This window comes from Dactylosporangium sp. NPDC051484, from assembly GCF_040689395.1.
Classification (GTDB): Bacteria; Actinomycetota; Actinomycetes; order Mycobacteriales; family Micromonosporaceae; genus Dactylosporangium.
The window spans coordinates 1-21,057 of the sequence record NZ_JBFAZX010000022.1; the positions used below are offsets into that span (position 1 = coordinate 1).

The following is a 21,057-nucleotide window of genomic DNA, read 5'->3' on the forward strand; positions in this document are numbered from 1 at the left end:
CGGCGGCTGGGTCAGCAACGCCGATCTTGGACACCCTCCCCGCATCTACCCAGCAGCGACACACGCCCGAATCTTCAAGGCATCAATCATCTAGGTCGCCGCGTACCCGATCGTCGAGGAACGTCTGCAACACGCGACTCTCACCGCCTACCCAGGCCGCCGGGGCGCACGCCCGGCATCGCCGCGATATGGAAGGCGCTGCGCCACGCCGCGGCGGCGACCGCACCCCAGCGCGACGGCATCGCCCTCACCTGACATTTTACGTCCGCGACTATATCTTCGTTGCGAAGATATCATGTCATCGATAGTCTCCGGGTATGAAGACGCCGCTTCAGGAACCCACGTTCCTGATCTTGACTGCTCTGGCGAAGGAACCGATGCACGGCTACGGCCTGATCCTGGAGGTGACCGAGCTGTCGCAAGGTCGGCTGTCGCTGCGGCCCGGCACGCTCTACGGCGCCCTCGACCGGCTCGCCGACGACAATCTGGTGACGCTGGACCGGATCGAGATCGTCGACGGCCGGGCCCGCAAGTACTACCGGCTCACCGAGGAGGGCAGCACGCTGCTGCGGGCCGAGACGGAGCGCATGCGCCGAGCCGTCGAAGCGGCGACCAGCCGCCTCAACGCCCGTCCGGCACTGCGCCTCGCCGGTGGTGCCGCATGACCGCCCAGCTGAGTGCGCGCTACACCAAGCTGCTGCGCTGGTACCCGGCCGGCTACCGGGCCGAGCGCGGCCCCGAGATCGTCGGCACCTACCTGGAGCTGGCGGCCGCCGGGCAGCGCTGGCCCCGGCCCGGTGACGTCGTCGACCTGCTGACGGGTGGCCTGCGCCAGCACCTGCGGGCGCGCAACGCCGGCAGCCTCACCGACGCTCTGCCGATCACCGGGACCCTCGCGGTGACAGCCGCCACCGTGCTGGCCGCGCTCTGGACGACCTTCATGTTCGGCGTCTCGGACCGCTACGGCCCGAACGCCTTCGCCAACTGGAACCCGGATGCCGGGCCGGTCAACATCCTCAACGCGGGGACCTGGCTAATCTGGCTGCTCGTACCACTGGCCGCTCTGGCCGGCTACGCCCGCTGGGCGCTCGGGGTCGCCATCGCCCTGACCACCGCGCTGCTCCTGCCCTCCGCGTTGGTCCCGGCCACCGAGGTGACGTCAGACCTGGTGTCGCCCATGTTCGTCCTGTTGCCGCAGATCGCGCTCGGCCTGGTGGCGCTAGCCGCACCGGCTCGCCGCGGCTTGCGGGGCACCGCGGCGATCACCGGCACCGCCGGCGCGGCGGCCGCGATGGCGCTGCTGGCCGGGCCGCAGGGCGAGACCCTTACCCGGGCCGGGTTCCTGCTGGCACTGGCGGCCATCGGCCTGGGCGTGTTGCTCACCCGCCGGCACGACCGGCGCGCCTGGTGGCCCGCGGTGCTGATGCTCGGACCGGTGCTGATGCTCCTCACGAGACTCCTGGAAGGCCCGAGCGCCGGCCGCAGGTACACCGTCGCGTGGATGCTGATGTCGCTGCTCGTGGCGGGCGTCGTGCTAGTGACCGCGGTACAGCGGCAGGCAAAGCAACGGCTACTGCAAGCCGATTAGCCGGTCACGGACGTGCACGAGTCGACCAAGCTCGCGTTCGAGCTGGGGCGGGCGGTTCGGGAGCTTCGCGAATGCCACGGCTGGAGCCAAACCGAACTCGCGGAGGCGGCCGCGATGACGCAGTCCGCACTCGCCAGCCTGCCCAGTTCCCAAGCTGACAAGTGCGGGTTCGATTCCCTTCACCCGCTCCGATAGAACGGCCAGGTCACCATAGGTGCCCTGGCCGTTCTTCATTCCCGACCAGCTGCAGATGTCCATGCAACGGCCGGACTTCAGGGCTGCGATGACTGATCCACCGGCAGGCATGGAAGGGTCGGGATTACTCGACCGCGTGCAGCCACCGACGACCGAGACACGGCGTTAACGCATGCGGCCGCCTGCGACCGGGTGGCGGGGTTCCCTGCGCCACGGCGACCGGCGACGACCTCGCGCAGGCCGGGGAGCACGTCTACGCCCGCTGTCGCGGATCGACTTCGCCGGTGCCCAGTACCGCCGGGACATCGCCGCCAAGACAATCGCCGGCGAGGGGCGGGCGCGCTGGTCAGGTCGCGCAGGGGACCGCCCAAAAAAATCTTCGCAACCTGGACTCCGGCCTCCACGTGTTTGTCATGCCGTCACAGGGGCGGCGAGACACGGGAGGAAGGACAGCGTGACCGCAGTGACAACCCCAGCCGCGGCCACCTACCGGAGCGGCGCCGAGTCGTCGGCTCACGACTTCGACGAGTTCTACGCCGCGAAATTCGACGTCCTCCGGGGACAGATCTTCGCCTACCTCGGCGACCGAGCCGAGGCGCAGGATCTGGTCCAGGAGGCGTTCTGCCGGGCGTACGGCAAGTGGAAGAAGATCTGTCGCTACGACGACCCGTACGCCTTCGTGCGCCGGGTCGCCTGGAATCTGGCCACCAGCCGGCTGCGCCGGCAGCAGACCTCGATGAACTTTCTGCGCCGGCAGCGCGAGGAGCACGCGGACGGCCCGTCACCGGACCGGGTAGCGCTCGTCGCCGCCCTCGCGAAGATCCCTCCGCAGTTGCGCAAGGCCGTCGTCCTGCACTATCTCGGGCACCTGTCGGTGGCCGAGATCGCCGAGCAGGAGGACGTCGCCGAAGGCACGGTCAAGAGCTGGCTCAGCCGTGGCCGTGCCGCCCTCGCCAGCCACCTTCAGCCGTAAAAGGAGACCATGATGACCGACCAGTTCGACCACCTGCTCAACGACGCCTTCGACGACTTCGCCGCCGCCGAGCGCAGCACCGCCGAGCAGGCTCCGGGTACCGCCGCAGTACGCCGCACGGTGGCCGTCCAGCGCCGAAACCGCTACACCATGCTCAGCCTGCTGGGCGCCGTACTCGTTGCCATCCCGGTGGCCGCCTATGCCACCAACCCGCGCGGCAACAACTCCCCGCCGCTGCCGGGCTCCTCGGTGACGGCTTCGAGTTCGCCGTCGAGGACAGCTTCGGCGTCGCCCTCCCCGAGCGAAAGCGCGACCACCACCCCGACCGGCGCCTCCGTGCCCGGCATGTACCTCTTCCGGCTCGACAAGAACAACGGCACCGCCACCAACGACCTCCTCCACCGGGCGCCGGGCGGCGACTGGCAGAAGATCACGACCGTCAAGGGCCCAACTGTCCAGCCGCCGAACGGGCCGCCACTGATGGCAATGTCGCCGGACCACAAGCACGTCGCCTGGCTGCTCGACGGCAAGCTGCAAATCAGTGCCCTGGACGGTAGCCAGGTCAAGACCGTGGTCGCCGCCACTGGAACGCTCGCGTGCGTGGGAGCCACATGGACGGCTGACTCCCGTCATCTGCTGTTCCAAACGCTCTCTTCCGACGGCAAGGGCACCACGCTCGAGACTGTCAACATCAACGGCACCGAACGGAAGACGCTCGGCACCTCCACCGGAAACGTTGAATGCAGCCCCGGCTCCGTCGACGGAGCGACCGCGTACGTGGTGTCGAGTTCGGGAGCCAAGAACCACCTGGTGGCTATCGATGGCGGCGCCGCCCCCCGCACCGTCACGGCCCACTGGCCCTCCGGTCGGCAACCCATTGAGGTTGTCGCAGCCGAGAACGGGTCGACCCGCCTGCTGGTGGCCACTGTGGCCGACTCCGCATCGTGCGGCTGCTCACCGCCGGAGCAGTACGTCATCGTGGACACCGCTACCGGCCAGGTGACCAGCCTCGACAACGCGCAGGACAAGGCGGGCAGCTCGCCGATCTCCGGGGCGTTCACCGCGGACGGTCGGGTGGTGCTCATCGCCGACCGGAACCGGGGCAACGGCAGCTCAGTGGACCCGTTCCTGACCGTGTTCAGCGCTGGCGGCGCAATCCTGGGCAGCGTGCGGCTGCCGGACATGACACTTGGCTACCTCGTGGGCTTCGACTCGTAGCCGCACAACCAGCGCACAGGCGGGCGGGGACAGGCTCCCCGCCCGCCCCTCGGGTCCCTTTCACCCATTCCACGACGAAGGCCCTGGTCAGGAGAGATGCCCTGACCAGGGCCGCTTGCATGTCAGGACCCTCGAAGCCGCCCAGCCATCAGGCCACCGCAGCCAGCCGAGCGGGCTCGGAGCGCGATCACCTTCCTTGCTCGGCTTCGGCAGTCGCGTTCAACCATCCTTGAGCCCGGACGCCACGGCTGGTGGGTCGCCTTTCTGGGAGCCAGTGCCACTCAGTTAGGAGCCACGCTCGCCGATCAGGTTGATGGCAGCGGTCGGCGAGCAAGCTCCGTCGCGGCGAGAATCGCGTCGACGACCTGCTGTGCGGTGTCCGCCCAGGTGATCAGATGGCCGAAATTGATGTTCACGGTCGGCAGTGCAAGGAATCCTTCAGTGCTGTCTTCGACAGCTTCTACCTTGATCTCGATATCGATGGTGCCACCATCGACATCGGGCACGGTGCTTGCAAAGACGACACCACAATGAAGGCGACTTGTAGTGTCGGCGCCGTTACCAAAGTCGAAGGTGTCGCCGCCGTGGCATTCGTCCTGGCTGCACCAATCGGGGCAGTGCCACCATGCGAACACGGGTGCCTCGCCGCCTACACGGCAGCGAGCTATGCAGTCGAGATCGACCACCGTACCGAGACGTTCGCGCGACGGGGATCCGGCTGTCGCATTGCTGAAGGCACAGGAGATTGTGGACGACCATGTCGCTCGACGCGGCGAGTTCACTGACGAGGAGTTGGCGGAGGCGCAGGCAGCATGGCGCAGCGAATAAAGCACTCAGGCCCACTCCTCGGCCCGTCCTCGGCTTACCGGTCGGTATGCTTACCTGACTGGCGGGTGGTTCATCTGACCGCACGGTAGAAAGGTACCGACAGGGATCGACCTCGACAATAGTTGATCATGAAATAGAGATCATAGAGCGACAATCAGATAAGCCCATTACCACCACAATCGCGACAACGATTGCGGTCTTTTTGAGTCTTGACGTAAGATCGAAATTGATGGATGATTCAGGCGAATGGGGCGGGGCCCGGGAGTCGGCCGTGCCTGCGCTGGTCAGGGCGACGGAGGTGACCGGTGAGCCATCTGTTGGCCTGCTTCGCCGTCCCGACCTCCGGCAAACCGCGGGACAGGCCGGCATTCATCCTCTTCGTCGCGACGGTCTGTGACCTCGGGGGTGTGCGCGCCCACCAGGCCCAGCCGGTCGTTGTTGCACTGGCCGAGTGCCGCCGACTGGTCGGAACCTGCTAGGCCCCACTAACGCCAGAAGTGCCAGTTGATCTCGCTTATCCGCGCTCAGTTGCTCTTCCGCAGGGGCCGCCGAGTTCCCGCTGCTGGGCGCGGTGGGCTGGGCGGACTCGCCGCTGGCCCGCCTGGCCGCGTACGAGGCGCTGGCCCTCGGCGTCCTCGGCGCGACTACGGGCGTGGGCGCGGCGCTCGGCACCGCCGCACTGCTCAACTCAGACCTCACGGCCACCTCGAACGCCGTGGCCGCCGCCGCAGCGCTCGCCGGCACGCTCCTGGCCGTCGCGGCCGCGATCCTGCCGGTCCGTTCGCTGCGCAGCCTGCCAAACGCCCGGCTGCTGGCCGAGGAGTGAGCACGTGAAAGTTCTCTGACGCTGGCCGACCACGCAGCTCAGCGGATCCACTGTTGACGGCAGGAGGGCGTCGCGCTCAGGCGGTCTGGGTCGCCGGCCTCGGCCCGCCGGCCACCGGTTCGCCGACGACGGCGGTCAGGACGTCGTCCAGCGTCACCACGCCCAGCGGTACCCGGCCGTCGCTGACCAGGACGATGTGCTGACGCTCGCGGCGCATCGCCAGCAGGAGCTCGGCCAGAGTGCGGTTCGGGGGGACTATCCCCAGCGGGCGGATGAGCTCGGACGGGATCGGGGCACGCCGCTGCGGGCCGACGAAGCCCAGCATGTCCTTCACGTGTACGAAGCCCAGCACGCGGCGGCTGGCGCGCTCCACGACCGGGAAGCGCGACCGGTTGGTGCGCGTGGCCAGGACCTCCAGGGAGGCCGGGGACACGTCCTCGGCGATCGTGGTGATCTCGGCCCAGGGACGCAGGGCGTCGCGGGCCGTGCGCTGCGACAGGGCCAGGGCGCCCGCGATGCGCGCGTGCTCCTCGGGCGCCAGCAGGCCCTCGGTGGTCGCCTGCGCGGCCAGGCCGGCCAGTTCCTCTGCGGTGAAGACGGTCTTGACCGAGCCGGTCGCCTCGATGCGCCACAGGGACAGGATCGTGCGCGAGGCCCACTTCATAGCGACGAGGAGGGGCTTGGTGGCCATGCAGAAGGCGTACATCGGCGGGCCGAGCCACAGCACCGCGCGATCCGGGGAGGCCAGCGTCAGGTTTTTGGGCACCATCTCGCCGACGACCGTGTGCGCGAACACGACCACGCCCAAGGCCAGACCGAAGGCGATCGGGTGGACGAGACGCTCCGGCACGCTCAGCGCCTCGAACGGGCCGCGCAGGCCGTGCGCCAGGGCCGGCTCGGCCAGCGCGCCGAGGCCCAGGGTGCAGATCGTGACGCCGAGTTGGGCGCCGGCGATCATGAGGGGGATCTCGTTCATCGCGCGTAGCGCGGTGCGGGCGCGACGCGAGGTGGCGGCCATGGGCTCGATCACCGTGCGGCGCGAGGCGATCAGCGAGAACTCGGCGGCGACGAAGAACCCGTTGCCGAACAGCAGCAGGACCGTGACGAACAGCTCAGTCATCGACCGGCACCTCCGGCCGCACGACGCGGACCTGTTCGATGCGGCGGCGGTCGACCTCAACGACGGTGAACTCCCAGCCGTCCTCGTTCCAGGTCTCGCCGACCGTCGGGATATGGCCCAGCCGCGCCATCAGGAACCCGGCGAGCGTCTCGTAGGGGCCCGGCGGCACGTGGAACCCGGTCAGCTCGGCGAGCTCATCCTCGCGCAGCACGCCGTCGACGAGCAGGGTGCGCTCGGCGCCGGGGACGGTGAGGTCGGGCATGCCGTGCGCGGTGGTCGGCTCTTCCTCGACGTCGTGCTCGTCGACGATCTCGCCGACCAGCTCCTCGACGAGGTCCTCGACGGTCACGACGCCGTCAGTGCCGCCGTACTCGTCCACGACGATCGCGACGTCCGAGTTGCCCTTGCGTAGAGCCTCGAGGACGCCGTCGAGGTCGAGGCTCTCCGGCACGAAGACCGGCTCGCGGGCGACCGCGGCGACCTTCGTCGTGGGACGGCGCACCGGCGGCACACCAAGCGCGTCGGTGACGGTGACGACGCCGGTGACCTGGTCGAGGGTCTGCACATAGATCGGGAAGCGGCTGTACCCCGTCTGCACCGAGGTCGCCAACAGGTCGGCTACGGTGGCGTCGGCACGCAGCGAGACGACGTCGACGCGCGGGGTCATCGCCTCCGCGGCACGCTTGTCACCGAAGCGGATCGTGCGCTGCAGCAGCACCGCGGTCTCCTTCGGCAGCGCGCCGGCCTGGGCGGAGATCGCGGCGAGCAGCCCGAGCTCCTCCGGCGAGCGGGCACTGGCCAGCTCCTCCTGCGGCTCGACGCCGAAGCGCCGGACCACCCAGTTGGCGGTGCCGTTGAGCAGCGTGATCAGCCAGGAGAAGAACCGCGAGAACATGCGCTGCGGGCCGGCGGTCGCGCGGGCCACCGGCATCGGCTTGGCCAGCGCGGCGTTCTTCGGCACCAGCTCGCCGAACAGCATCGACACCAGCGTGGCCACGATGAGGCCGATGACGTGCCCGGCGCCGTCAGTCATCGAGCCGAACACGGGGCGTATCAGTGGCGCGAAGAGCCGGGACAGCGCGGGCTCGGCCAGGTAGCCGGTCAGCAGTCCGGCGAGGGTGATGCCGAGCTGCGCGCCGGAGAGCTGAAACGACAGCTCGCGCAGAGCTTGGCGGACCGTGCGGGCCTTTCGGTCGCCGGCGTTGGCTCGCTGCTCGATCTCTGCCCGGTCGACCGTCACGAGGGAGAACTCGGCGGCGACGAAGCCCGCGTTCGCGGCGGTGAGCAGCGCGAACGCCAGCAGGGGCAACAGTGTGGTCCACACGCTCGCGCGACGATCCCTTCAGGTGTGCCCCGATTGTTCCACGTGAACCCAAACCCGCCCATGGCAGTCTGGCAGATGAGGATCACAGACCGGAGCCGGACGGCGACCCGCGGCGATCAAGATATGTGGAAAGTCATCCTGCTTTCGGGGGCTTTGCGTCGACTTGCGCAGCACTGATGCCGGTGCGAGCACACACGTCGAAGTGTTGAGGAAGGCCGATGGGAGCGGCGCTGAGCGGCGCGTATATCGCGCTCGCGGCCGGGCATCGCCATGGGCAGCGCCAGCGCCAAGGCCAAGCGGGCCCGGTTGGACCTACGTGCACACGGAGTCGCTGGTCCCGGGCGCGCAGGACCGCCTGGGTCGTGGGCCTGCACGGCCTGCGGGTCATCGCCGTGGCGGTAGCCGTCTGGTCGCGCTGGTGCCTGGCCATGAACGCGACCCGGCCAGCGCTAGGTCTGGAGCTAACCCACTAGATCAGGATATGTCGGGTTTGTCGCGGCACGGAGTGCTCGACAAACCCGAACCGCCCGGCCCGAACCGCCCGGCCCGAACCGCCCGGCCCGAACCGCCCGGCCCGAACCGCCCGGCCCGAACCGCCCGGCCCGAACCGCCCGGCACCGGCGAATCCGAGCCAACCCCGGCGGTCCGAACCGTCTAGGCCGATTCGGACCGCCCGGCGACTCCGCGGTCTTGGCGCCGCGGACCTGGGGTCTCACGGGAGGAGCGGTCGCAAGTTGCACGGACCGGAGCCATGAATCCCTATTTTTGTACGGCCCTCAGCAGCACCGACGCCACGTCCACGACCTCGACGTCGTCCGGGGCCGCGCCCGCGGACTTCTTGCCCGTGACGCCGTCGCCGAGCATCGTCAGGCAGAACGGGCACGCGACCGCCACCGTCTTCGCGCCGGTCGACAGCGCCTCCTCGACCCGCTCCACGTTGATCCGCTTGCCGATGCGCTCCTCCATCCACATGCGCGCGCCGCCGGCGCCGCAGCAGAAGGAGCGTTCCGCGAACCGGTCCATCTCCACCAGGCCGGCCCCGTCCGTGGACGGGCCCGTGACCGCGCCGAGCACCTCGCGCGGAGGCGCGAAGACGCGGTTGTGCCGGCCCAGGTAGCAGGGGTCGTGGTAGGTGACGGTGCCGTCGAGCGGCTGGACGGGCGTGAGTTTGCCGGCCGCGACGAGCTGGGCGAGCAGCTGCGTGTGGTGAATCACGTCGTAGTGGCCGCCGAGCTGGCCGTACTCGTTCGACAGGGTGTTGAAGCAGTGCGGGCAGGTCGCCACGATCTTCTTCACGCCGGCCTCGTTGAGGGTCTCGACGTTCTGCTGGGCGAGCATCTGGAAGACGAACTCGTTGCCGATACGCCGGGCCGGGTCGCCGGTGCAGGTCTCGCCCTGGCCGAGGATGGCGAACTTCACGCCGGCCTCGTGCAGCAGCGTGGCTACGGCCCGCGTGGTCCGCTTGGCCCGGTCCTCGAAGGCGCCGGCGCAGCCGACCCAGAAGAGGTACTCGAAGTCGCCGTCGGTGACCTCGGCGACGTTGGGCACCTCGAAGCCCAGCCCCTTGGTCCAGTCGTCACGGGTGGACTGGGCCGCGCCCCACGGGTTGCCCTTGTTCTCGAGGTTGCGCAGCATCACGCCGGCCTCGGTCGGGAAGTTCGACTCGATGAGGACCTGGTACCGCCGCATGTCCACGATGTGGTCGACGTGCTCGATGTCCACCGGGCACTGCTCGACGCACGCGCCGCAGGTGGTGCACGACCACAGCACGTCCGGGTCGATGACGCCGAGCTCGTCGACACCGCCGATGAGAGGCCGCTCCGCCTCCGCCAGCGCCAGCACGTCGATCTTGGCCAGCTGCTCCTGGGTCGCCTTCTCCTCGCCGGTGAGCGTCTTGCCGCCGCCGGCGAGCAGGTAGGGCGCCTTCGCATAGGCGTGGTCGCGCAGGTTGAGGATCAGCAGCTTCGGCGACAGCGGCTTGCCGGTGTTCCAGGCCGGGCACTGCGACTGGCACCGCCCGCACTCGGTGCAGGTGGTGAAGTCGAGCATGCCCTTCCAGCTGAACTGCTCGACCTGGGCGACGCCGAACTGGTCCTTCTCCGGGTCGGCCTCCTCGAAGTCCAGCGGCTTGCCCTCGCTGGTCATCGGGCGCAGCGCACCGAGGCCCGAACCCTTCCGGTCGGGGTCGCGCTTGAAGAAGATGTTGAAGAACGCCAGGAAGCGGTGCCAGGCCACGCCCATCGTGATGTTGCTGGCGATGACGATGACCCAGGTCATCGAAATGATGATCTTGAACATCGCGATCAGGCTGATCGCGGCCGGCCAAGCCGGCAGCACCGAGCCCACCGCGTGGCTGACCGGCGCGGCCCAGGTCGGCCACTCCAGCTCGTGGTTGGCGGCCTTGAAGCCGCGAATGAAGAAGCCGCAGAGCAGGACGGCGAGGATCGTGTACTCGACGTAGTACGCCTGCCACATCGTCGAGCCGGTGAAGCGCGACCGCCGCCCCGGGTTGCTCGGCAGGTTGCGCAGCCGGACGCCGATCAGCACCAGGATGCCGACGAAGCCCAGCACACCGATCCACTCGGTGACCAGGCCATAGATGTTCCAGGCGCCGACCAGGGGCAGGCCGTTGGAGGGCTTGACGACCTCGAAGTAGGCCTCGATGACCAGCAGGGACAGCACGATGAACGCGATCATCACGAACCAGTGCGCGGCACCGACGACGGTCCACCGCAGCATCCGGGTGTGCCCGAGGGTCTCGACCAGCATGTTCCGCAGGCGCAGGCCCTTGTTGTCGCCGCGGGTCGGGTCGGGCTGACCCAGCCGCACCACGGCCAGCATCCGCCGCACGGTGCGCACGACGAGAATCACCGCGACGACGGTGATGGCCGCCGCGACGCTCGTCGCCAAGATCTGCACTGCACCCATGCCGAAGCCTCCCACGGTCCAAGGCCTGAACCAATCCTCAGGTGACCTTAGCCCCTTTGTCACCTGCTGTTACTTGCAGGTAACGTGAAGTTGGTCGCAGCAAACGCTAGGCCACGGGACGCGCGGGATCGACTCCTGCACGGCAGATGTGACACATTCGCCCCCTCGGCGGGCCGAGGGGGCGAATGTCTCAGTGGCTCAGCGCCACTTGGAGAAGACTCCGAGCGATGCCACCAGGAACCCGAAGCCGATGGCGAGGTTCCAGTACTTCAGATCGGCGAGCGCGGATAGCCAGTCGACGTCGAAGAACCCCTGCGTGAGGTAATACGCCACCAGCCACGCGATGCCGACCACAACAAACGCCACCGCAAGCGCCGGCACCCATACTGGGCTCGGCCGCCGCCGGGCTGCCGCCGTCTCCTGCGGGCGTAGCTCCGCGGGGGGCGTGTAGACCTTCTTCTTGCGAACTGTCGACTTCGGCACGGCGCTCTCCTGGAGGGGTCGTCTGGCCAACACTATCCATTGACGCCGCCACCTCCGCCAGCGTCAGCCTGAATAATGTTCTGCGACTAGCGTAGTCAAGTCGGCACGCGCGTGCGGGGAGGGGTCGTGGTGGAGTACACATCGGGCGGCTCCTCGTGGACCCGCGCCATGCGCCGGCTCGGTCGCGCCATGCTGCCGCGCCGCCGCCCGGAGCGCAGTTTCGCCTGGTCGGTGCTCACTCCCGTGGTGTTCGCGGTGGCCGGGATGCTCTTTTCGCTCAGCGCCGCGACCGCCAAGGGCACCGATCTACGCGACGATCGCCGGCCGGAGCTGACCAACTTGATCGGCGCGCGCAAGCAGGAGCTCGCCGCCTCCCGGGAGCGGGCCGCCCGGCTACGCGCCGAGATCGACACCCAGCAGCGGCGCCAGGCGGGCACCGACGGCCAGGTCGACGAGCAGCGCCAGCGCGGCGACGCCGAGCAGGCCGCCGCCGGGCTGACCGCCGTGCGCGGCCCTGGCGTGGTGGTCGTGCTCAACGACGCCCCGCGCCGCGCCGACGGCTCCCGCCCGGCCGGCGCCACTCCCGATGACCTAGTCGTTCACCAGCAGGATGTGCAGGCCGTGGTCAACGCGCTGTGGTCCGGCAGGGCCGAGGCGATGACGCTGATGGGTGTCCGGGTCATCTCGACAAGCGCGGTACGCTGCGTGGGTAACACGCTACTGCTCGACGGCCAGGTCTATTCGCCCCCGTTCGAGATCGCCGCCATCGGCGACCAGGCTGGACTTCAGCGTGCGCTCGAAGTCTCCGAGGGGGTTCGGTTGTTCAAGGAGGCCGCCGACACCTTCGGGCTCGGCTACCAGGTGCGTGTGGAGGCGGACGTGCAGGCCAAGGCGTATGACGGCTCGACGGCGCTGCGCGCCGCACGGTCCGGGTCGTGATCGGGGTAGGCCGGCATGGACCACCACCCCCACCCCCACCCCCGTCACCGCCCCCGTCACCGGGCACTCGATCAGGACGACATCGCCACCGCGAGGCTGCCCCGCATCAGGGCTGAGGATCCGGGCGACGCGACCGCGATAATTCCGAAAGCCGCCCCCAACGCCGGCGAAACCGCCTATATTCGGAAATTCGGTGAACCTTCCGCGGACCCGACCGCGGTGCTGAGGAAACGTCCGCCGAGGCCCCGGTCCGACAGGCCCGACGAACCCGCCCCGCCCACCCGCGAGGACCAGCCAAACGCAGCGGGGGCGCCCAAGGGCGCCATCGTGGTGCCACTGCGCCCGGTCCGCACCGAGGAAGGGTACCGGAGCGTGTACTCCCAACACACCAGGAGAACGTTCGGCTCGGTCGCGCGCGCCATCAGCCGGGGCACGGGCGAGGTGCTCATCACCTTCGGCCTGATCGTGCTGCTGTTCGCCAGCTACGAGGTCTGGGGCAAGTCGGCGATCGTCGACGCGCACCAGGACGAGCTCAACCACCAGCTCGAGCAGCAGTGGGCGCAGCAGCCGACGGTGGGCCCCAGCGCGACACCGGCCGCGGCGAAGCCGCCCAACGGCGCCGTCATCGCCTCCGTGCACATCCCGCGGCTGAACAAGAAGTGGGCGATCGTGCAGGGCGTCACGCCGGCCGACATCCGCTACGCGCCGGGCCACTACCCGGACACGGCGATGCCGGGGCAGATCGGCAACTTCTCCATGGCCGGGCACCGCACGCCGGCCATCTGGTGGGACCTCGACCAGCTCAAGCCCGGCGATCCGGTGATCGTCAAGACGGCCACCACCTGGTATGTCTATCTGGTCACCGGCCACCAGGTCGTGCTGCCGACCGCCGTGCAGGTGGTGGCGCCCGTGCCCGACAAGCCCGGCGAGACGCCGACCAAGGCGATGCTGACGATGACCACCTGCAACCCGAAGTACAACAACTACCAGCGGCTCGTCGTGCACGCCGAGCTCGGACGCAGCCAGCCCGTCTCCGCCGGCGACCCGGCCGAGTTGAAGGGCTGAGCGCGTGTACTCCTGGATCTGGCGGCACATCCCGTTCAAGCAGTGGCAGCTCAAAGCGCTGGTCTCGGCGATGCTCATCACCGGCGCCGTCGCTCTGCTGTGGTATGAGGTCTTCCCCGCCGTCGAGCCGATCCTGCCGTTCTACGACGTCCAGGTGGAGACCACCGACCCCGGCGCGGATCTGACCGTGGAAAGCCCGGCGCCGCCGCCATCGACGAGCCCCAAGGCCACAAAGCCGCCCGTTGTACTACCGAGTTAGGTGAGCCGATTGCGCGTCCTCGTCATCGACAACTATGACTCCTTCGTCTTCAACCTGGTGCAGTACCTCGGCCAGCTCGGCGTGGAGTGCGACGTCCGGCGCAACGACGAGATCACCGTGGCCGAGGTCGGTGCGGCGAGGCCGGCCGGCGTGCTGCTCTCCCCCGGCCCGGGCACGCCGGAGCGGGCCGGGATCTGCATGGCGGTGATCGAGCAGTACGCCGGAAAGCTCCCGATCTTCGGCGTCTGCCTCGGCCACCAGGCGTTCGGCGCCGCGTTCGGCGCCACCGTGACCCGCGCCCCGGAGCTCCTGCACGGCAAGACCTCGCTCGTGGAGCACAAGGGCCAAGGCGTGCTCGCCGGGCTGCCGGACCCGTTCATCGCCACGCGGTACCACTCGCTCGCGGTCGTGGAGTCGACGCTCCCGCCGGAGATCGAGGTGACCGGCCGCACCGAGTCGGGCGTGGTGATGGCGATGCGCCACCGCGAGCTGCCGATCGAGGGCGTGCAGTTTCATCCTGAGTCGGTGCTCACCCAGGGTGGACACCTGATGCTGGCGAACTGGCTGGCCGTCTGCGGGCTGCCGGACGCGCTGGAGCGGGCACCGCAGCTCGTCGCCGAGGTCGAGGACCGGCGGCTCGCGGCGTTCGCCTAGCGGATCCGGCTGTGCACAACCCTGTGGATAACTGGCCAGTTATCCACAGGGCACGCAACGTAGTGACGCCTCGAAATTGATCAGGGGCTCGCGCTGCCGCTCGGCTTGACCGACGCCGACCCCGACGGGCTCGGGGTCGGCCCCCCGCCGTCATCGAACTTGCCGATCCGCAGCACGATCGGATCGGTCTTGGCGTAGACCTTGTTGATCGTCTTGCTCGCCCCGACCACGAGCCCGTCCTTCGACTGGTCGGTGATCGAGGTCGACTGCGTGCTGACGTTGGTGAAGCCGGCCTGCGTAAGCAGCGCCTCGGCCTGCGCCGGAGTCTTGTCGATCACGTTGGGCATGACCGCCTGATTGTTCTTCGACAAGTAGATCGTGACCGTCGCGCCCGGCTTGACCTGGGTGCCGACCGGCGGGTCGGACTGGACAACCTCGTCCTTGGGCTCGACCGCGTCCTTGAAGTCGATGGCTGGTGTGAGGCCTGCCGCCCGCAGTTGCTGCACCGCGTCGTCCTTGCTGAACCGGATCACCGGCGGCACAGCCACCAGCGTCGGCTCGCCGCACACCGTGAAGTCGATCTGGGACCCCGGCTTGACCTGCTTGCCCGCCTCGGGGTTCTGCGTGAGCACGGTACCGGTCTGGCAGTCCTGGGAGGGGTCCTGCCGCGGGTCGCCGTTGAGTTTCGACTGCCGCAGCACGCTGAGCGCCTCGGCCTGGGTGCGACCGGTGATCCTCGGCACCGGCACCGGCTGCTCCTTGTTGGCCAGATAGAGGCCGATCGACAGTGCGGCGACGGCGAGCAGGCCGAGCACGGTCAGCGCGACCACCACGCCGGTGGAGCTCTTACGCTTCTGCCGCTGGTTGGCGCGGGCAGGCTGGCGCGAGGCCGGCGGCGGCCGGTTGGCGGTGTTCTGCTCCGCCATGACCGAGGCCATCTCCTCCTCGGTCATCACCGGCGGCGCCGACACCGGGCGGCCGGCGGCGGCACGCAAGACGTCCGCGCGCATCTCGCCGGCGCTCTGGTACCGGTTGAGCGGGTTCTTCGCCAGCGCCTTGAGCACGACCGCGTCGATCTCGGGCGTGACATCGCGATTGCTGCTGCTCGGCGGCCGCGGGTCCTCCCGGACGTGCTGATACGCCACCGACACCGGGTTGTCCCCGACGAACGGCGGGTGGCCGCACAGCAGCTCGAACAGCACGCAGCCGCTCGCGTAGACGTCGGAGCGGGCGTCGACGGGCTCGCCGCGGGCCTGCTCCGGCGAGAGGTACTGCGCCGTGCCGATCACCGCCGACGTCTGCGTCATCGTCGTCGCGCCGCTGGCCAGTGCCCGGGCGATGCCGAAGTCCATCACCTTGACCTGGCCGGTCTGCGTGAGCATCACGTTGCCCGGCTTGATGTCGCGGTGGATGATCCCGTGCCGGTGGCTGAACTCCAGCGCGGCGCAGATGTCCGCGGTGATCTCCAGGGCCCGCCGGGGCATGAGCCGCCCCTCGGCCGCGAGCACCTCCTTGAGGGTGCGGCCGTTGACGAACTCCATGACGATGTACGGCAGTTCCTCGCCGGCCGGACCGCGCTCCTCGCCGGTGTCGTAGACGGCGACGATCGCGGGGTGGTTGAGGGAGGCGGCGTTCTGTGCCTCCCGGCGGAACCGCAACTGGAAGGTGGCGTCGCGAGCGAGGTCGGTGCGTAGCGTCTTGATCGCGACGTCGCGGCCGAGCCGCAGGTCGCGACCCCGATGGACCTCGGCCATTCCGCCATAGCCGAGCAACTCCCCGACCTGGTAGCGGCCGCCGAGGAGGCGCGGCTGGGCGGTCATGTCGTGTCGTCCTTCGGTCATCGACTACTTACCTTGCCACGTCTTGCGACGAGAAGACATTCGGGTCGTTCCGGTCAGTCTGGATCAGCCTGACGCGCTGGTCCGGGGTGCGGGAGGGGACTGAGACTGACCGGTGTTGCCGGTCGGCTCGCCCGCCGGCTCCGAGGGCTGCTCTTCGAGCGGGCCCCGGTTGGCGTAGATGGTGACCTCGGTGCCCTCCGGCACCTGGCCGCACGGCTTGACCTCGACGACAGTGTTCGGGATGACGTTCTTGGTGGCCTTGTCCTCGATGGTGACGACCAGGCCCTTGCGCTCGAGCTGGCTCTTGTAGATGTCGGCCGGCTGGGGGAACTTCGGCTTGCACTCCACCATCACCAGTTTGCTGCTCGGCTTTGCGCTGGTCGGCGGGGCGGCGGTGGTCGGTACGGGCGAGCTGGCGTTACTGGCCGTGTTGTTCGCCGGCGGGGAGTCGTGCTTGGTGGCCAGATAGATGCCGCCGATGCCGACCAGTACCAGCAGCACCACCGCGCCGATGCCGACGAGCACCAGGCTGTTGCCGCCGCTGCGCTTGCGCGCGCCCGAGTTCACCGGCGGGGGCGGCGGCTGGTAACCGCCGGTCGAGCCGAGGAAGGTCGCCGTGTCGCCGCCGGGCGGCGGTGGGGGCACGCCGGCCGCGCCGCGCGCGTCGTGGCCGCCAAGGCCCGCGGCCAGGCCGGGCGGCGGCGGGACGGCGCCGGTCATGATGCGCGTGCCGCCCCCGCCGGAAGTCGGCGGGCCGGACATCGGCGAGCCGGACATCGGGTGCCCATAGCCGGGCGAGACGGGCGTGCCGGAGACCGGCGGCCCGGAGACGGGGTTGCGCTGGCCCACGGGCGACCCGGGCGGGCCCATCGGCATACCGCCCGGCGGGACCGCCGGGCCGGTGGCCGTGCCGCCGCCGGACGGCTGCCCGGAGACGCGCCGGGCGGCCTGGGCGAGCGCCGCGGCGCTGGGCCAGCGTGCGGCCGGGTCCTTGGCCATGGCCCGCTCGACCAGCTGCGCCACCGGCGGCGGGATGTCCGCGGGCAGCGGCGGCGGCATTTCACGCACGTGCCGCATCGCGATCTCGAGCGGGTTCTCGCCCTCGAACGGCCGCACGCCGGACAGGCACTGGTAGGCCACGACGCCGAGCGCGTACACATCGGACAGCGGGGTGGCCTGGGCGCCGGACGCCTGCTCGGGCGAGATGTAGGAGGCGGTGCCGAGCACCGAGCCGGCCGCGGTGAGCTGGGCGACGGCCGCCGAACGGGCGATGCCGAAGTCGGTGAGCACCAGCGTGCCGTTGGGGCGCACGAGCAGGTTGCCCGGCTTGACGTCGCGGTGGACGATGCCCTTCTCGTGCGCGGCGTGCAGCGCGTCGGCGGCCTGGGCGATGAGCGCCATGGCGCGCGCCGGGGTGAGCCGCCCGACCCGGGAGAGGGTGCGGGAGAGCGCGTCGCCCTCCACGTACTCCATGATCAGGAAGGCGGTGCCGTTCTCGCTGCCGTAGTCGTAGATGTCGACGACGCCCGGGTGGTTGATGGTCGCCATGGTGCGCGCCTCGCCCCGGAAGCGCTCGGCGAAGCCGGGCTCCTCCATCAGCGCGGACAGCAGCACCTTGATCGCGACCGTGCGACCGAGCACCTCGTCGGTGCCGCGCCACACGTCACCCATACCGCCGCCGGCGATGCGTTCGTCCAGGCGGTAGCGCCCGCCCAGGGTGGTGCCGGCGCTCAACATGTCGCGCACCTCATTATCGAATGCCCTTTTCGTCCGCGTATGCCTTCATGACCAGACCGGAGATGCGAGCCGCCTCGGCGCTGCCGCCTTTGCCGGCGTTCTGGAGGAAGACCGCGACGGAGACGATCGGCTTGCCGTCCTTCAGGGCGAAACCGATGAACCAGCCGTGGTCTTCCGCATCCTCACCGTCCTGCGCCGTACCGGTCTTACCACCGACCTGCAAGCCCGGGATGCGAGCGCTCTTACCCGTGCCGTCGTCGGCCGTCACGACGCTGAACATCATGTCCTGCAGTTCGCGGGCGACGTCGGCGGAGATGGGAGTGCGCAGCGTCTTGGGCTCGGTGTGGTCGGCGATCGACAGGTCGGAGTTCTGCAGGCGGTCGACAACATACGGGCGCATCTGCTTCCCGCCGTTGGCAACCGTCGCCGCAATCATGGCGCCTTGCAGCGGAGACATCTTCACCTCGCGCTGTCCGATGCTCGACTGAGCGACGGCGGGCGGGTCGACGCGGTTGTCCGAGCCGGCGGTCATCGGGCCGGTGCGGCTGGCCACGACGCCGCAGTAGTTGCGGTCCTGGTCCTCGATGAAGCGGGGCTCCTGCTCGAAGCCGAAGGCCTGGGCCATCGACTTGAGCTTATCGGCGCCGATCCGCTCCACACCCATCCGGGCGAACACCGTGTTGCACGACACCGTCAGGGCCTGCTTCAACGTGATCTGGTCGGGGCAGACGCCGGTGTGCGCGTTCTTGATCTGGAAGTCCGAGACCTGCGGCGGCTTGTAGAACTCGCCGCCCGGCACCACCGAGTCGGGGGTCAGTGACGAGTCCGCGGTCATCGCCGCCGCCGAAGTGATGATCTTGAAGGTCGACCCGGGCGGAAAGACTTCCGACACGGCCCGGTTCAGCAGCGGCTTGGCCGGGTCGTTGTTGAGCGTGTTGTAGTTCGCGCGGGCCGCGCTGGTGTCGTGGGTGCTCAGCAGGTTGGGGTCGTAGCTCGGCAGCGACACCTCCGCGAGGATCGCGCCGGTCGACGGGTCCATGGCGACGACCGCGCCACTTTTGGCCTTGAGCCTGTTGTTCCCCAACGCCTGGTAGGCGGTGTCCTGCGTGGCCTTGGAGATGGTCAGCAGCACGTTGCCGCCGGCCGGCTCCTTGCCGGTGAACAGCCTGGCGATCCGGTCGGCCGCCTGCTTGTCCGAGGTGCCGACGAGGAAGTCGTTGTTGAGCCTCTCCAGGCCGGTCGCCACCATGGGAGTGACCGGCTTGTAGCCCAGCACGTGCGCGTACTCCTCCTTGAGCGGGTACGTGCGCAGGTACTTCAGCGAGTTCCCGGTGGACTGAGCATCGGCGAGCACGGTGCCCTTCGCGTCGGCGATCTTGCCGCGCGGCCGCTCGTACTCCGCCGTCTGCACCCGCCGGTTATGCGAGTCGGTGCGGTAGGCATCGGCCTTGACCACCTGCCGGTAGTTCAGGTTCAGGAACAGCAGGGCGAACAGGACCATCACCACGACGCCGACCCGGCGCAGCGGGGCGTTCATCGCACAACCTCCGTGGGCATCTCTTTGATCTGGACCGGCGCGCCGCCGCCCCCTCCGGTCGCGATGCCGCCGAGCCCGATCGCCGGCGCCCCGCCGGCCGGCCGGCGACCCGCGTCGGAGATCCGCAGCAGCAGGCCGATCAGCAGCCAGTTGGCCACCAGCGACGAGCCACCCGCCGACAGGAACGGCGTGGTCTGACCGGTCAGCGGGATGAGCTGGCTGATACCGCCCACGATGACGAACACCTGCAACCCCAGCGTGAACGAGAGGCCGCCGGCGAACAGCTTGCCGAAGGAGTCCCGCACGTTGATCGCGGCGCGCAGGCCCCGCGTGACGAGCAGGACATACACCACCAGCAGGGCGGTCAGGCCGAACAGGCCGATCTCCTCGCCCAAACCGGAGAAGATGAAGTCCGTGCGCACCTCGGGCACCTTATTCGGCTGGCCGGCGCCGGGGCCGGTGCCGGTAAGCCCGCCGGTGCCCAGCCCGAGTAGCGACTGGACCAGCTGGTAACCCTTGTCGTCCGCGTCGCCGAACGGGTCGAGCCACGTGGTCGCGCGCTCGGAGAAGTTCAGGAACGGCCCGCCGACGCTCTTGCCCAGGAAGTACGCCAGGAACGCCCCTCCGAGGAACAGGCCCAGGCCGATGATCAGCCAGCTGACCCGCTCCGTGGCGACGTAGAGCGTCACGACGAAGAGGCCGAAGTACATCAGCGAGGTGCCCAGGTCCTTCTCGAAGACGAGCACCATCAGCGACATGAGCCACACGAGCACGACCGGCCCGAGGTCGCGGCCGCGCGGGAAATCGATGCCGAGGAACCGCTTGCTCGCCAGCGAGAGCACCTCGCGCTTGCGCACCAGGTAGTAGGCGAAGAAGACCAGCAGGAGGATCTTGGCGAACTCGCCCGGCTGGATCGTGAACCCGGGCAGCTTGATCCACAGCTTCGCGCCGTTGATCGCCGAGTACTTCGCCGGGAGCACCGCCGGGATCAGCACCAGCACGATGCCGGTCAGGCCGAGCGTGTAGGCGTATCGTGACAGCGACCGGTGGTCCCGCACGATCGCCAGCAGCACGGCGGCCCCGATCACGGCGGCCGCGGTCCAGCCCAGTTGGCGGAAGCCGTCGCCGACGAACACGTCCAGGTTGGCCCGCTGCGGCGCTTTCACGCCGGCCAGGTCCAACCGGCGCAGGAACATCACACCGAGGCCGTTGATGAGCGCGACCGCGGGCAGAATCACCGGATCGGCGTACGGCGCCAGGAACCGCACCGCCACGTGGCCGACGCCGAAGATGCCGGCGAGCATCGCGGGCTGGACCCAGAAGTGCGAGGTGACCTCGCCGGCAGCGTTGCCCTCCACCACCGCGGCGAACACGGTGAGGATGACGACGACGAAGAGAAGCAGCCCCAGTTCGACGTTGCGCCGGGTGTGCGGGCGGGCGGGTTCGGAAACGCCCGCTTCGCCGCTCATGGGCGACGGGATGGCGGTGGCGGTCACAACTGGCTTCCTCTTCCCCTCAGCACGTCAGTTCGGCCCCGACACG

General features: G+C 69.3%; 19 protein-coding genes. 10 read left to right on the forward strand and 9 right to left on the reverse strand.

Annotation, left to right across the window (positions count from 1 at the left end; genetic code table 11):
• Positions 1–317 precede the first annotated feature (317 nt).
• The 5 genes from AB0367_RS28025 to AB0367_RS28045 all read left to right on the forward strand — a co-directional run bounded on the left by AB0367_RS28025 (position 318) and on the right by AB0367_RS28045 (position 3,974).
• The gene (locus AB0367_RS28025; protein ID WP_366229436.1) at positions 318–665 is read left to right on the forward strand and encodes a PadR family transcriptional regulator; all 348 of its coding nucleotides are present in this window, start codon (positions 318–320) and stop codon (positions 663–665) included.
• Positions 662–1,588 carry a hypothetical protein gene (locus tag AB0367_RS28030; RefSeq protein ID WP_366229437.1) on the forward strand — a complete coding sequence of 309 codons (927 nt, stop codon included), beginning with the start codon at positions 662–664 and terminating at the stop codon, positions 1,586–1,588. Before AB0367_RS28025 ends, AB0367_RS28030 begins: the two co-directional genes overlap by 4 nt.
• A gap of 12 nt (positions 1,589–1,600) precedes the next feature.
• Positions 1,601–1,783, forward strand: a complete 183-nt coding sequence (locus AB0367_RS28035) for a helix-turn-helix transcriptional regulator (RefSeq protein WP_366229438.1) — start codon at positions 1,601–1,603, stop codon at positions 1,781–1,783.
• Positions 1,784–2,246: 463 nt separating this feature from the next.
• Complete coding sequence (locus tag AB0367_RS28040) at positions 2,247–2,756, forward strand: SigE family RNA polymerase sigma factor (RefSeq protein ID WP_366229528.1); 510 nt, start codon at positions 2,247–2,249, stop codon at positions 2,754–2,756.
• Between the two features lie 12 nt (positions 2,757–2,768).
• Positions 2,769–3,974: a hypothetical protein gene (locus AB0367_RS28045; RefSeq protein ID WP_366229439.1), complete on the forward strand. Its 1,206-nt coding sequence runs from the start codon at positions 2,769–2,771 to the stop codon at positions 3,972–3,974.
• 305 nt (positions 3,975–4,279) lie between these two features.
• Here the strand turns inward: AB0367_RS28045 and AB0367_RS28050 are convergent, their stop codons facing one another.
• Positions 4,280–4,660 (reverse strand): hypothetical protein, encoded by a 381-nt coding sequence (locus tag AB0367_RS28050; RefSeq protein WP_366229440.1) that lies wholly within the window; start codon positions 4,658–4,660, stop codon positions 4,280–4,282.
• A 713-nt stretch (positions 4,661–5,373) separates the two neighbouring features.
• On the opposite strand from AB0367_RS28050, the gene AB0367_RS28055 reads away from it, so the two are divergent.
• Complete coding sequence (locus AB0367_RS28055; protein ID WP_366229441.1) at positions 5,374–5,628, forward strand: hypothetical protein; 255 nt, start codon at positions 5,374–5,376, stop codon at positions 5,626–5,628.
• A gap of 76 nt (positions 5,629–5,704) precedes the next feature.
• Here the strand turns inward: AB0367_RS28055 and AB0367_RS28060 are convergent, their stop codons facing one another.
• The 4 genes from AB0367_RS28060 to AB0367_RS28075 form a co-directional block, all read right to left on the reverse strand.
• A complete protein-coding gene (locus AB0367_RS28060) occupies positions 5,705–6,748 on the reverse strand; it encodes a hemolysin family protein (protein ID WP_366229442.1) in 1,044 nt (347 codons plus the stop codon).
• The gene (locus tag AB0367_RS28065; RefSeq protein WP_366229443.1) at positions 6,741–8,072 is read right to left on the reverse strand and encodes a hemolysin family protein; all 1,332 of its coding nucleotides are present in this window, start codon (positions 8,070–8,072) and stop codon (positions 6,741–6,743) included. Before AB0367_RS28065 ends, AB0367_RS28060 begins: the two co-directional genes overlap by 8 nt.
• Before the next feature lie 759 nt (positions 8,073–8,831).
• Positions 8,832–11,000 carry a (Fe-S)-binding protein gene (locus tag AB0367_RS28070; RefSeq protein WP_366229444.1) on the reverse strand — a complete coding sequence of 723 codons (2,169 nt, stop codon included), beginning with the start codon at positions 10,998–11,000 and terminating at the stop codon, positions 8,832–8,834.
• Between the two features lie 198 nt (positions 11,001–11,198).
• Complete coding sequence (locus tag AB0367_RS28075; protein WP_366229445.1) at positions 11,199–11,483, reverse strand: cell division protein CrgA; 285 nt, start codon at positions 11,481–11,483, stop codon at positions 11,199–11,201.
• A 129-nt stretch (positions 11,484–11,612) separates the two neighbouring features.
• Between AB0367_RS28075 and AB0367_RS28080 the strand changes: the two genes are divergently transcribed.
• The 4 genes from AB0367_RS28080 to AB0367_RS28095 all read left to right on the forward strand — a co-directional run bounded on the left by AB0367_RS28080 (position 11,613) and on the right by AB0367_RS28095 (position 14,400).
• Entirely contained in the window at positions 11,613–12,422 is an 810-nt protein-coding gene (locus AB0367_RS28080) for a DUF881 domain-containing protein (protein ID WP_366229529.1), read from the forward strand.
• A 372-nt stretch (positions 12,423–12,794) separates the two neighbouring features.
• Complete coding sequence (locus AB0367_RS28085; protein WP_366229446.1) at positions 12,795–13,487, forward strand: class E sortase; 693 nt, start codon at positions 12,795–12,797, stop codon at positions 13,485–13,487.
• A 4-nt stretch (positions 13,488–13,491) separates the two neighbouring features.
• Entirely contained in the window at positions 13,492–13,746 is a 255-nt protein-coding gene (locus AB0367_RS28090; RefSeq protein WP_366229447.1) for a hypothetical protein, read from the forward strand.
• Positions 13,747–13,755: 9 nt separating this feature from the next.
• Positions 13,756–14,400 (forward strand): aminodeoxychorismate/anthranilate synthase component II, encoded by a 645-nt coding sequence (locus AB0367_RS28095; protein WP_366229530.1) that lies wholly within the window; start codon positions 13,756–13,758, stop codon positions 14,398–14,400.
• An 80-nt stretch (positions 14,401–14,480) separates the two neighbouring features.
• Here the strand turns inward: AB0367_RS28095 and pknB are convergent, their stop codons facing one another.
• From pknB to AB0367_RS28115, 4 genes are all read right to left on the reverse strand, one after another.
• Positions 14,481–16,220 (reverse strand): Stk1 family PASTA domain-containing Ser/Thr kinase, encoded by a 1,740-nt coding sequence (pknB, locus tag AB0367_RS28100; protein ID WP_366229531.1) that lies wholly within the window; start codon positions 16,218–16,220, stop codon positions 14,481–14,483.
• A gap of 84 nt (positions 16,221–16,304) precedes the next feature.
• Entirely contained in the window at positions 16,305–17,978 is a 1,674-nt protein-coding gene (locus tag AB0367_RS28105) for a protein kinase (RefSeq protein WP_366229532.1), read from the reverse strand.
• 13 nt (positions 17,979–17,991) lie between these two features.
• Positions 17,992–19,515, reverse strand: a complete 1,524-nt coding sequence (locus AB0367_RS28110; RefSeq protein ID WP_366229448.1) for a penicillin-binding protein 2 — start codon at positions 19,513–19,515, stop codon at positions 17,992–17,994.
• Positions 19,512–20,984 (reverse strand): FtsW/RodA/SpoVE family cell cycle protein, encoded by a 1,473-nt coding sequence (locus tag AB0367_RS28115; RefSeq protein ID WP_366229533.1) that lies wholly within the window; start codon positions 20,982–20,984, stop codon positions 19,512–19,514. Before AB0367_RS28115 ends, AB0367_RS28110 begins: the two co-directional genes overlap by 4 nt.
• Positions 20,985–21,057 lie beyond the last annotated feature (73 nt).

Coding starts and splice junctions, on each gene's coding strand:
- AB0367_RS28025 (WP_366229436.1), top strand. CDS start 318: ATGAAGACGCCGCTTCAGGAACCCACGTTCCTGATCTTGACTGCTCTG.
- AB0367_RS28030 (WP_366229437.1), top strand. CDS start 662: ATGACCGCCCAGCTGAGTGCGCGCTACACCAAGCTGCTGCGCTGGTAC.
- AB0367_RS28045 (WP_366229439.1), top strand. CDS start 2,769: ATGACCGACCAGTTCGACCACCTGCTCAACGACGCCTTCGACGACTTC.
- AB0367_RS28060 (WP_366229442.1), bottom strand. CDS start 6,748: ATGACTGAGCTGTTCGTCACGGTCCTGCTGCTGTTCGGCAACGGGTTC.
- AB0367_RS28070 (WP_366229444.1), bottom strand. CDS start 11,000: ATGGGTGCAGTGCAGATCTTGGCGACGAGCGTCGCGGCGGCCATCACC.
- pknB (WP_366229531.1), bottom strand. CDS start 16,220: ATGACCGCCCAGCCGCGCCTCCTCGGCGGCCGCTACCAGGTCGGGGAG.
- AB0367_RS28105 (WP_366229532.1), bottom strand. CDS start 17,978: ATGTTGAGCGCCGGCACCACCCTGGGCGGGCGCTACCGCCTGGACGAA.
- AB0367_RS28110 (WP_366229448.1), bottom strand. CDS start 19,515: ATGAACGCCCCGCTGCGCCGGGTCGGCGTCGTGGTGATGGTCCTGTTC.
- AB0367_RS28115 (WP_366229533.1), bottom strand. CDS start 20,984: ATGAGCGGCGAAGCGGGCGTTTCCGAACCCGCCCGCCCGCACACCCGG.